The organism is Alteromonas sp. KUL150 (assembly GCF_009811475.1).
In the GTDB taxonomy this organism is placed as follows: domain Bacteria; phylum Pseudomonadota; class Gammaproteobacteria; order Enterobacterales; family Alteromonadaceae; genus Alteromonas; species Alteromonas gracilis.
The window spans coordinates 16,209-28,447 of sequence record NZ_BLIJ01000055.1; the positions used below are offsets into that span (position 1 = coordinate 16,209).

Genomic DNA, 12,239 nt, shown 5'->3' on the forward strand with positions numbered 1-12,239 from the left:
CCATTATTCGAATATAATACGGGTTTTTGCAACACTGCTGGCAAGCATATCGCGAAATACGCTAAAAATACGCTTCTTAAACTCGCCTGAATGGCCAGTTCATCGCTGTATAGCGTCTTGCGATAATAAACCGCTAAATTTGGTTTAGTCGTATGCCGCACCCTCCTTACTTAATGCACCAGGACCCTTAATGACAACAACTGTCGACATGACATTTAAAGACCTCAATTTACCAGAACCTATCTTACAAGCCCTCGAAAAAGTTGGCTATGAGAAACCGTCACCTATTCAAGCAGAGAGTATACCTCTTCTTCTTAAAGGTCACGATTTACTCGGTCAGGCACAGACAGGGACAGGAAAAACCGCTGCGTTTGCCCTGCCCATGTTGGCAAATATCGATCCTGAGCAAAGTAAGCCGCAATTACTGGTATTGGCCCCAACTCGTGAACTAGCTATTCAGGTTGCAGAGGCGTTTCAGGTTTATGCGAGCTTTAGTCAAAAAATTAGAGTACTTCCAGTATACGGCGGCCAGTCGTACGATAATCAAATTCGTCAGCTAAAACGTGGCGTACAAGTGGTTGTTGGTACACCGGGACGTATTATTGACCATATTAAGCGCAAAACATTAGACTTAAGCGAGCTTAAGTATCTTGTGCTTGACGAAGCTGACGAAATGCTTCGCATGGGTTTTATTGATGACGTAGAGCTTATTCTTAGCCATGCGCCAGAAGAACGCCAAACCGCGTTGTTCTCTGCAACCATGCCTGGCCCAATCAAGAAAATTACCCAGCGTTACTTGAAAGATCCTAAGCACGTAAAAATTGCGTCTAAGGTAAGTACTGCAAGCACTATTCGCCAGCGCTACTGTCAAATCGCGCCACATCACAAACTTGAAGCGTTGACTCGCATCATGGAAGTGGAAGTGTTTGACGGTATGATTATTTTCGTGCGTACGAAAACCGCTACAGTTGAACTGGCAGATAAACTGTCAGCCCGTGGTTACGATGTAGAGCCGCTAAACGGTGATATTCCTCAGGCTGCTCGCGAGCGCACGGTTGAAAAGCTTAAGCAGGGTAATATCGATATTCTTGTTGCTACTGACGTAGTAGCTCGTGGTCTTGACGTTGAGCGTGTGAGCCACGTTATTAACTATGATATCCCGTATGATAGTGAGTCTTACGTTCACCGCATCGGTCGTACTGGTCGTGCTGGACGTCAAGGTGACGCCATCTTATTTATCTCTCATCGCGAAAAGCGCCTGTTGTTCTCTATTGAGAAAACCACTAAGCAGCCTATTGAAGCAATGCCAATTCCTTCAATTAGCGAAATCAACGAAACACGCTTAAGTCGCTTCAAGCAATCGGTTACCGAAGCAACACAAGACGATAGCATTGAATCGTTAATGCCTATCGTTGAGATGATTAAAGCAGAAAACGAAGCGTCTCCTGAAGTGTTAATGGCTGCTTTGCTTAAAATTGCGCAAGGCGACGAACCGTTAATTCTTAAAGAAACTGATCGCCCAGACATCAACAGCAAGCCTCCTCGCGATAGCCGCGAAAGAGGCAGCCGTGATGGTCGTGATGGTCGCGAGAGAAAGCCGAAAGTACCACGCGGAAACCGCAAGCCAGAAGAAGGTATGCAGCGCTTCCGCATCGAAGTAGGCCATGTTCACGGTGCTAAGCCAGGTAACATTGTTGGCGCGATTGCGAATGAAGCGAATATCAACTCTAAGCACATTGGTGCTATCGAGATTTATGATAATTTCAGTACTGTAGACCTTCCAGACGGTATGCCTAAAGAAACACGCGATACCCTTTCGGGCACGCGAGTGGCAGGTCAGCGTCTAAATATCCGCGAATGGTCTGACACGCCTCCACCTAAACGTGAAGGACGTGGCGAACGCCCAAGTCGTGCAGATAAAGCACCTCGTGGTAATCGTGAAGATCGCGGCAGCCGTGAGCGCAAGCGTAAGAACTAAATAGCAAAACTATAAGCCTTTATATAACCATTAGTAATATAAAGGCTGTTTTCGTTGTTTTCTAAATAAAAAGAATTGGCGCAAAATAGTGTCAGTTCTTTTTTTGTATTTGAAGCTTATAAAACCTTTATGGATTATTTTCCGTTATTTCTAGACGCTAGAAAGCTCAATGTGCTTATTGTTGGGGCAGGCGAAGTCGCGGCCCGCAAGCTTGAGCTGATCATGAAGACCCCTGCCACTGTTACTGTGATTGCACCTTGGGTATGCGACACCGTTAAACTGATCGCCCAAAACGAGAAAGTAACCCTTATTGAGCGTGAATTTGAAGATAATGACCTTACTAGCAAGGACATGATTTTCATAGCAACCGATAAACCTGAAGTAAATCAGCACATTCACGACCTTGCTCGTGCGAACAAAGTTTTAGTAAATGTGGTAGATAATACGCCACTCTGCCAGTTTATTACGCCTTCCATTGTTGACCGCTCTCCCATTGTAATTGCGATGAGCAGTGGCGGTGTGGCACCTGTGCTATTGCGCTATTTGCGCCAGAAGCTTGAGACCGTTTTACCAGCAAACTTAAGTAGACTCGGCTCTTTCTCAGAGAAGTTTCGCGACAAAGTAAAACAAGCGCTTAACGGTGTGACTGCGCGCCGCTATTTCTGGGAAGATGTTCTCGACGGTGACATCGCCGAAATGATAGAAAAAGGGCAAGATAAAAAAGCAGATGAAGCCTTCGAGTTAGCATTGCAGGCAGCAGCTGAAGACAAGAAAGTAGAAGGTCAGGTATATCTGGTAGGTGCAGGCCCGGGTGACCCCGACCTCCTGACATTTCGCGCATTGCGACTTATGCAAAAGGCTGATGTTGTCGTGTACGACCGTTTAGTATCACCGCAGATTCTTGAACTTGTGCGTCGTGATGCGGAAAAAATCTATGTGGGTAAAGCCAAAAGTAATCACACCCTCCCGCAAGACGACATTAACCAGTTGATGGTTGATGAGGCCAAAAAAGGCAACCGCGTCGTTCGTTTAAAGGGCGGCGACCCGTTCATATTTGGTCGTGGTGGCGAAGAAATTCAAACCCTTATTAAACATGGCATTGAGTTTCAAGTTGTGCCAGGGATTACCGCCGCAAGCGGCGCATCGAGCTATGCGGGTATTCCGCTTACCCATAGAGACCATGCACAATCTGTGGTGTTCGCCACTGGCCACTTAAGAAATGGCACCATTGATCTTAACTGGCCTGCCCTTGCGCAAAAAAACCAAACGGCGGTGTTTTACATGGGCCTGACCGGGCTTCCCATCATCTGCGAAAAAATGATAGAGCACGGTCTAGATGCCACAACACCAATTGCGCTGGTACAGTCAGCAACCACTGAAAAGCAGCAAGTGCTGACGGGTACTCTGCAAAACATTGTCGCCAAGCAAGAAGAAGCGCAGCTTCAACCACCTACACTCATCATAGTGGGCAGCGTTGTAAGCCTACACAACGAACTCAACTGGTTTCAAGAATAAGCAGGTTGGCGCGTTACCTATACGGTTCCCTTGTTTTTTGCGCTCAGCAACGCATACTCAGTAGTACGAAAGTAATATCGAGTAGGCGTACGCACTGTGGTTTACAAAAACACGCAATCTGGTTCATGCAGCGCTAGAGTGAGTTTAAAAATAAAGTCCTGTTTGCTGATAGCTGGGCTTTTGATTTCTCCTTTGTCACAGAGCAAACAACTTAAATTCGTTAAAAAGCAAACCGAGACGGGCGTCGCGTTAAGTTATGAGTGGCTAGATGGAGACAATACTCTTCAATCTATCGCTTTCGAGATACCGTCTGAGGCGTTAAACGAAGCGCCTACTCAACAACCCAACTACAAGCCAAAGATAGCCCAGCGCTACGTCACAGTTGCCCTTATGGAAGAGGCGAAAAAAATAAACCCTAAAGAGGCTCGCGTAAAAATTTTGCCAAAGCGTGAGTCAATTAATATCGAAGTAAGAGGCGCTAATGAAGAGCTGGTCGAGAAAATACTGAGCGATTTAAAAGCTGTTCAGCAACGAGAATATAACGAATACCTACACGCCCATTATTTTACACGATTTACTACCCTTTTTAATCAACAAGCCATCAAGCCAGACCATGCGAGGTATGCAGTTGAGTCGGTCAAACCTTTGGTAGCTGCGTCTCAGGCGTTCTATGAAAAACTCGAATCTCAGTCAGACTCCAGAGCATATTTTTCACTGCTTCTTGGATGGATACAGAGCATTCCCTATGACACCTTAGAAGATAGGGTTGTCAGCAATGGTTCTGGTTATGCGCCGCCAGTTAGCGTACTTATGCAAAACCTGGGGGACTGCGACAGCAAAGCGGTGCTTACCTCGGCTATGGTTAGAGCGTTTTTGCCCTCTACAAAAATGATAATGGTTTTTCTACCTAATCATGCGTTGCTTGGTATTGCAATAACCCCAATGGTTGACGATAGAACTATTGAGTACGACGGCGACACTTATGTTTTGTATGACCCCACTGGACCTGCTCTCATTCCTTTTGGCCAAGTGTCTGAAGATACTGAACGCCATATTGTTACAGGCCGCTATCAAGTGGAAATTATGGAGTAAGCTGGCTAATTATCTCTCTTGCATTCAAGCAAACCGTAAATGAATCAGTTTATTCTCAGATAAAAAAGCGCCTATAAATACAGGCGCTTTCCTTTTTAAAAACCGAAAGAGCAAAGTGAAAATAAGCTTACAAATTCTCTTCGGCAAAACTCGCAAGTCGACTTCTTACCACTCCGTCTAGATTAATGGTGGCACTGCCTGAGAAGTCTTTAAACTTCTCAACTAAGTAGGTTAAGCCCGAGGTCACCGCACTTAAATAGTTACTGTCTATTTGTGCCAGGTTACCGCCTACAATGAGCTTAGTTCCTTCACCACAACGCGTAATAATAGTTTTGAGCTGTGATGCGGTTAAGTTTTGCGACTCATCCAAAATCACAATAGCATTTTGGATGCTTCGACCACGCATAAAGTTGACCGATTTGTACTGAATGTTGGCTTTTTCCATGATGTAGTTCATAGAGCCTTTGGTATTTTCATCGTGCTTGTGTAGCACCTCTAAAGAATCAGTAATCGCTGCCAGCCAAGGCAACATTTTTTCTTCTTCCGTACCCGGTAAGAAGCCGATGGACTCGGCAATTTCCGGCGTACTTCGCGTCACAATGATTTTGTCATACATGTTGCGCTCAACAACCATTTCAAGGGCTGCCGCTAACGCAAGTAGCGTTTTACCACTACCGGCAGGGCCTGTGAGAATAACCATATCAATGTGTGGGTCTAGCAGTGCATGGAGTGCCATGGCCTGCCCGATATTTTTGGGTGTAATGCCCCAAGCATGACGCCCCATTAAACGCTCATAGCCTAAATCGAGTACTTCTAAATGGTCGTTGGTGATCTCTTCTACAAGCCCCGCAAATTGCTTAGTTTCATCAAGCAAAAACTCGTTGATATACGCTTCTGGCAACATAGACTTGGGGATAGTATGAATGGTGTCGCGACCTTCAGTGCGGCTGTCTACACTTTTCACACTTTCCCAGAAATTACCTTCAAAAGTATGGAAGCCACGGGATAGATACTTGATATCGGTTATAAGTTGGTCCGTGCGATAATCTTCAACATGAGCAAGGCCCGCCCCTTTCGCCTTAAGGCGCATGTTTAAGTCTTTAGTCACCAATACCACTTTTTGCGGCGCGAATGTCTTTTGCAGGTGCAGCGCTACGTTAATAATGCGGTTGTCGTTCTCATTGCTAGTGAAGACCTGCTGGGCCTCAACCATATTGAGATCGGCAAATATAGATAGGCTACCTGTAGGTGCCGTTTGACCCGCTCCCAACCCTTCCATCGAAACACCGGCAAGCATATCTTCTGGTGTTGCGTCATGGAGTAAATCCTCCATTGCTCGAATAGATACCCGTGCATCACGCGCCACGTCTTTTTTACTGTCTTTGATATAGTCGAGCTCTTCCAATACAGTCATTGGAATAACAACATCATGTTCTTTAAAAGAGAGAAAAGCGTGAGGTTCGTGCAGCAGGATATTGGTATCGAGGACGTAAATCTTAGTATCGGTAGAATTTTTTCTTGGCATCCTTTACTCCGGTAAATAAAGCCAGGTTAGGCGTATTGTTCATTTGTGAACGCACTAACAAGCTACAGTTACGGTTGTAGGAGAATGCCGCTCGAAACAGGACTTCTTCCCCTACTCGCGTCGACTGAGAAGCAGTACTTCACTTTCTGCCTCAAAGGTTCGTTTGTTAAACTCGCGAACCCTTAATTCCACCATAATCCAGTTTTTAAGATTTAGCACTGTTTTTTCTTTTTTATTTTTCGTTAGAGCAAGTGAGATGCGAAGAACAGTCCCATCACGTTATATGAGATAGCACAGCGCTCCAGTTCTGAATGAAAGATGAAACTGGCATACTTGGTTCGTAACAAATGCTCACACTTTAACTACAGTTAGCGCAGTTTTAGCTGCGTTTTTAATACCCAAATAGGCTAAGGTGTATTTGATGAAGCGGTGAATTAAGCACGGGTGCTAACCCAATGCCACAACACCTCAATAAAGTGGATGCGTTTAAATTAATAACACTCAGGGAAAGGTCAGCTATGAATTGGCTTAACATCACAAAAATAAAAACGGCCATAAGCATATCGTTAGCACTACTGGCGTGCTTTAACGTTGAAATAGCATGGGCGAATAGCCAAGGACACAATGATTCTTCCTCTTCTAACATTCTAATCAACGTTGAGAAAAGCACGGCTGACACGTCTGAAAAATGGGTAGTTACTTACACATTGACTACGCCAGCCAAAACGCTGGCTTTTGTTAGAAACCCGGATACATCAAGAACAACACGTTGGTTCGCGCAAGATAGCGACATAGAAATCGTCTTTGATGACGCCAAACACCAAGAACTTGTGCGCTCTAAGTCAGGCAAGTCCCTCTCTACCGTGTCATTTTTAATGACGCCCACCTATAAACATTTGGGTAAAGATTACGCACCATTTTCTCCATTTTCTGATGGTGGAAATGCCTTTCACTCTGGGCGATTGTTTGCATGTGCTAATGCCTGTTCTGAAGAAGATAATAAATGGCAGCTGACACTCAATGTTCCCAGTGATGAACACATTGTGTTGAATGGCAAAGTAACGAAAAACAGCGTGTCGTGGACAGATAACAATGACGGAAGAGTTGTGTATGTGGGTAGGCAACAGCCAATTATTACCGATGATGTGGTTGCCCTAATTGACCCCGGGCTTCCTAAAAGTATTAAAGTTTCGCTAGAAGAAGACATACCCAACATGATGGCGTTTTTCTCCCATTCTCTTAATCCGCTTAAGGGCGAAAAGCCTATGTTACTTGCCTCTTACGCAAACATAGATGCTCACTCCACACAAGGCGGCACACTACCTAACCAGATATTTATGCATTGGAACAGACAAGACTTAAATGAGCAGGCCAATAACAGCAGCTTTGTTAACCAAACACTTTGGTTCTTTGCTCACGAAGTCGCACATTTTTATCAGCCTGGCAGTACCGAAGGTGTATCAGAAAACAAGGAGCAGTCTTGGCTGCACGAGGGTAGCGCCGACTACTTTGCGGCAATCGCCATGAACTTCCTCTACGAAGACGCCAATAGCTATGTTGAAAGCCGAATGACCCGCGCTTTCGAGAGCTGTACTGAAGGGCTGGCGCAGACTACGCTGGCTCATGCTTATAAAAACGGACAGTTCAATCTCTATTATTCTTGCGGAATGATAATGCACCGCGCCATTGATAGCGTGGTGCAGCAAAAGACGCTAGGTGAGGAGTCGCTTTTCACCGTATGGAAACGACTGCAAAAAGCGGTGCATAGTGGCATGCCGCCTGGCACAGCGACGTTCTTAACCCTGCTAGAACCGTACAATGCACCTGAACTTATAAAAGCCATCAACAATGCAACGAGCGATGATGCTTTAAAAGCCATTCAAGGGATTGAAACTTTGTACCAATTTCCTGAGTAGGCTACTTAATGAAGTAGCCTATTGCTTTATATTCGCCATCAACTTCCACCATAGAAAGGGTCTCTACTTTCATAGTGGTTTTTGAATCAAAGTCAGTGGTGAAAGACAAAATCAGATAGTTTCCTTTAGGCAATCCCGGCAGTGAAGTTGGCGCTTGTGCTAACGCAATTTCCCTCGATTTGGCTGCTTCCAAAGGCTCCCTGACTCCGTGCCTTAGCATTGCGAAGTTGTATAAGCTTTTGACTGTCTACTTTCATATCCATCTCGCGCTTCCTCCTGTTAGCTGCGCTTCACATAAGTTAAAAACGTAACGCGATTGACAGTAAGAAATATCCATGGTCAGTAATACGACAGTTTTACGCCAACCCTGTGACAAAGCAAGCCTGATGCGCACGTTAACGTTCTTTTTCTACCAGCATTTTCGTTGTGAAGTAATGAAGACCCTCTAGTGCTAATCGTCTTGTTTATGCAGAGGCATCGGTACCCAATTACGCCTCCCACCTGCAACTGTAAATCAAATGAGCTAGTATTAATGACTTATCACAACGCAATGCGTACAATACCGCCCCCCGAAATATAGGTTGGTAATTTATGAGTTCAGATAGTCAATTTTCAGTTGGTCAACGCTGGTTAAGTAATACAGAAATAGAACTGGGGTTAGGAGTCGTGATTGGTAGCGATTTCCGTTCGGTTGAAGTGCTATATCCAGCAACGGGCGAAGCGCGAAAATACACCAAGCAAGATGCGCCGCTAACACGACTGATATTTGAAATTGGCGAAACGGTAAAAAGCCAGGACGGCTGGGAAATGACCATTACCGAAAAAGAAGAAAGTCAGGGGTTATTCGTTTATCACGGGCTTCGCGAAGACACGAAAGCGCAAGCACGTTTACCTGAGACGATGTTAGACAGCCACATTCGCTTAAACCAACCTGAAAAGCGTTTGTTCAGTCAGCAACTAGACAATCCAAAATGGTTTGACTTGCGTGAGCGCGCGCTTGATCACCAATATGATTACCTTCGCTCTAGCACTATCGGCCTTGCCGGTGCACGTATCTCCTTAATTCCCCACCAGCTTCACATCGCCGCAGAAGTAGGCGGTAGGCACGCGCCTCGTGTATTGCTTGCCGATGAAGTAGGCCTAGGTAAAACCATTGAAGCCGCACTGATCATTCATCAGCAACTTAAGACCGGCCGTGCAAGTCGAGTACTTATATTGGTTCCTGACTCACTAGTGCATCAATGGTTAGTGGAAATGCTCCGTCGCGTAAATCTTCCTTTCGCTATTTATGATGAAGATCGCTGTGAAGCAATTGAGGAAAGTGAAGCTTCTGATGATGGCGAGGTAAATCCTTTTGAAAACGACCAGCTTGTGCTTTGTAGTATCGACTTCTTAAGCAAAAATAAAAAGCGTCAGCAGCAAATTCAAGCTGCAACGTGGGATTTAATGGTGGTTGATGAAGCCCACCACCTTGCTTGGTCTAGCGAAGCGCCATCTGAAGAGTATCAGTGTGTAGAAGCGCTTGCTAACCAGACACCTGGTGTGCTGTTACTGACCGCGACGCCTGATCAGCTTGGCCACGAAAGCCACTTTGCTCGCTTGCGCTTATTAGACCCAGCGCGTTTTCACAGCTACGACGCTTTCTTAGAAGAAGAGTCAAAATACAGCCAATTAGCCGACGCAGTAGCGCCTTTACTCTCTGACGCCGAACCCAATGATAAACAACGCAGTAAACTCAATGAATTCGCACCAGATGTAATGGCGCATGCTGGCGATCTAAGCACATCAGAAAGCCGTCATGCGTTACTACATCAACTGATCGATTGCCATGGTACAGGGCGGATGCTGTTTAGAAACCGCCGAGCCAATATTGAAGGGTTTCCGATACGTAAATTAAACGCCTATGAGCTTGCTTTACCCGACGTTTATTCAGACGCGGTTAGTGGCGGTGACCTAACCTATTCACTATACCCAGAACGCATGGCAAGCGTAGTGAACAGCTGGACTAAACTCGACCCTCGCGTTGAATGGCTGCTTGATTTCATGCAAAGCGTTAAGCCAGAAAAAATTCTGCTTATTTGCGCCAGCGCTCGCACTGCACAAGAGCTTGGCGAGGTAATTCGCACCCAAACCGGTATTCGCCATAGCGTATTTCACGAAGGCATGAGCATTGTTGAGCGCGATAAAGCAGCGCATTACTTCGCGGATGAAGAAGACGGTGCACAAATTTTATTATGTAGCGAGATTGGCAGTGAAGGCCGTAATTTCCAGTTTGCTCATCACTTGGTGTTATTTGATTTACCAATAACGCCAGATTTACTTGAACAGCGAATTGGTCGTCTTGATCGCATTGGCCAAACACAAACGGTACAAATCCACGTGCCGTATTTAGCAAAAACCGCACAGCACGTATTACTAGACTGGTATCACGAAGGGCTTAATGCCTTTGAGAAGACCTGCCCTACCGGTTCTGGCGTATTTGATGATGTTAAACCTCTGCTAATTGGCGCGTGTTTACATCCTGACGATATGAGTGCGCGAGATGAGCTGGTGAGCATGAGTATTACGCTAAATAGTCAACTCGTCGCCCAGCTTGAAGCCGGACGGGACCGTCTTCTAGAGCTAAATGCCTCTGGCGAGGGACGTGTAGAGCAACTGCTTGAGGACATTATTGCATTAGATACAGAGCAAGATCTCTCCCGTTTTATGGGCCGTGTATTTGATGCTATTGGCGTACAGCAAGACGAAAAAGGTAACGACTGTTTTATTCTTATGCCAACGGAGTCTATGGTAAGCCAGCTCCCAGGCTTAGATCCAGAAGGCATGACAGTCACCTACAAACGCCGCATTGCCACCACCCTAGAAAACGTTCAGTTTTTAAGCTGGGACCACCCGCTTGTTCATACTGCCATAGATGTCGTACTTACTGATGTACATGGAAAAAGCAGTATGGGCTTTATTGCAGAGCCGTCTCTGCCTAAAGGCGCCTATTGGATAGAAGCGTTATTCGTACTTCAGGCACAAGCCCCCAAAGCATTGCAGCTTGGTCGTTTCTTGCCACAAACGCCAGTGCGCGTATGTTTAGATGCGCAAGGAAATCCTTCAGATCTAAGCTTTGATGTTAAGCGTAAAATTGGTCGCAAAATCTCGGCGCAGCTTTTAAAAGCACTGCAACAGCCCCTAGAATTAGCTATTGAGAAAGCGCGAAAGCTTGCACATCAGCAGGCAAATCAAAAGCAACATGATGCGCTTAACAACATGCACAACACACTAAACGAAGAAATACAGCGATTGCGCGACCTTCAAAAACGTAATCCTGCTGTTCGTGACAGTGAAATTGAATTTATTGAAACGCAAATGAATGCGCTGGATAAAGTTATTCAAGAAGCAGATGTTGAGCTAGACGCGCTGCGCATAGTCGTTAATAACCCATAATATAACGCGTCGCGCTAAACGCCTTAGTGACGCGTCAAGTAATGAGAAAATAATGGCAAACCCGAGCTTTGTTTATAACCCACCTATGACGCCTTATCTTGATATTTTGTATCAGGATGAGGATATGGTGGTAATGCATAAACCGAGTGGACTTTTGAGCGTGCCGGGTAAAGCGTTAGAGCATCGCGATTCGCTTATTAGTCGAGTAAACCGTGTATACCCTACCGCAACTGTGGTCCACAGGCTGGACATGGCGACCTCGGGTATACTGGTATTGGCGCTTACTAAAGAGAGCCATCGTCACATTTCAAAGCAGTTCGAATTAAGGCAAACCAAAAAGCGCTATTTTGCTCGTGTCCACGGCCATATTGAAGCCGATACAGGTGACGTTGATCTGCCGCTTATTTGCGATTGGCCTAATAGGCCAAAGCAAATGGTCGACTTTGAGCGCGGCAAAAAAGCGATGACCCGTTTTGAGGCGGTAGAGCGAACTGTGGATGAAAATGGCTGCCCTTACTCTTTGGTGGCGCTTTATCCTATCACAGGGCGCTCACATCAATTACGAGTACATATGCTTGCCTTAGGGCATCCAATTTTGGGAGACAGGCTTTATGCTCACGACGAGGCACTTGCTATGGCGCCTCGTTTGCAGCTTCATGCGGAAAGCTTAAGTTTCTGTCACCCTACACAGGGCCAATGGCTTCATTTTCAAACACCAATTCCCTTTAGTCAGCATCGTCCCAGTTCGCTTTCAGTTGAAACACAATAGGCTCGTTGT

General features: G+C 45.7%; 8 protein-coding genes. 6 read left to right on the top strand and 2 right to left on the bottom strand.

Translation table 11 applies throughout. The features are described 5' to 3' along the window. The first annotated feature begins 190 nt into the window (after positions 1–190). From GVO62_RS12905 to GVO62_RS12915, 3 genes are all read left to right on the top strand, one after another. Positions 191–1,978 carry a DEAD/DEAH box helicase gene (locus GVO62_RS12905; RefSeq protein ID WP_159119596.1) on the top strand — a complete coding sequence of 596 codons (1,788 nt, stop codon included), beginning with the start codon at positions 191–193 and terminating at the stop codon, positions 1,976–1,978. A 129-nt stretch (positions 1,979–2,107) separates the two neighbouring features. Continuing rightward, the gene (gene cysG, locus GVO62_RS12910) at positions 2,108–3,493 is read left to right on the top strand and encodes a siroheme synthase CysG (protein WP_159119597.1); all 1,386 of its coding nucleotides are present in this window, start codon (positions 2,108–2,110) and stop codon (positions 3,491–3,493) included. Between the two features lie 96 nt (positions 3,494–3,589). Continuing rightward, positions 3,590–4,585 carry a hypothetical protein gene (locus GVO62_RS12915; RefSeq protein WP_236547152.1) on the top strand — a complete coding sequence of 332 codons (996 nt, stop codon included), beginning with the start codon at positions 3,590–3,592 and terminating at the stop codon, positions 4,583–4,585. 127 nt (positions 4,586–4,712) lie between these two features. On the opposite strand, the gene GVO62_RS12920 is transcribed toward GVO62_RS12915, so the two are convergent. Beyond that, positions 4,713–6,110 (bottom strand): PhoH family protein, encoded by a 1,398-nt coding sequence (locus tag GVO62_RS12920; RefSeq protein WP_159119598.1) that lies wholly within the window; start codon positions 6,108–6,110, stop codon positions 4,713–4,715. Positions 6,111–6,628: 518 nt separating this feature from the next. Here GVO62_RS12920 and GVO62_RS12925 point away from each other — a divergent pair. Beyond that, complete coding sequence (locus GVO62_RS12925; protein ID WP_159119599.1) at positions 6,629–8,026, top strand: hypothetical protein; 1,398 nt, start codon at positions 6,629–6,631, stop codon at positions 8,024–8,026. Between the two features lies 1 nt (position 8,027). Here the strand turns inward: GVO62_RS12925 and GVO62_RS12930 are convergent, their stop codons facing one another. After that, positions 8,028–8,246 carry a DUF4019 domain-containing protein gene (locus GVO62_RS12930; RefSeq protein ID WP_268891147.1) on the bottom strand — a complete coding sequence of 73 codons (219 nt, stop codon included), beginning with the start codon at positions 8,244–8,246 and terminating at the stop codon, positions 8,028–8,030. A gap of 371 nt (positions 8,247–8,617) precedes the next feature. On the opposite strand from GVO62_RS12930, the gene rapA reads away from it, so the two are divergent. Beyond that, on the top strand, positions 8,618–11,461 hold the full coding sequence (rapA, locus tag GVO62_RS12935) for an RNA polymerase-associated protein RapA (RefSeq protein WP_159119600.1): 2,844 nt from the start codon (positions 8,618–8,620) through the stop codon (positions 11,459–11,461). Between the two features lie 52 nt (positions 11,462–11,513). Next, entirely contained in the window at positions 11,514–12,230 is a 717-nt protein-coding gene (gene rluA, locus GVO62_RS12940) for a bifunctional tRNA pseudouridine(32) synthase/23S rRNA pseudouridine(746) synthase RluA (RefSeq protein WP_159119601.1), read from the top strand. Positions 12,231–12,239: the final 9 nt, after the last annotated feature.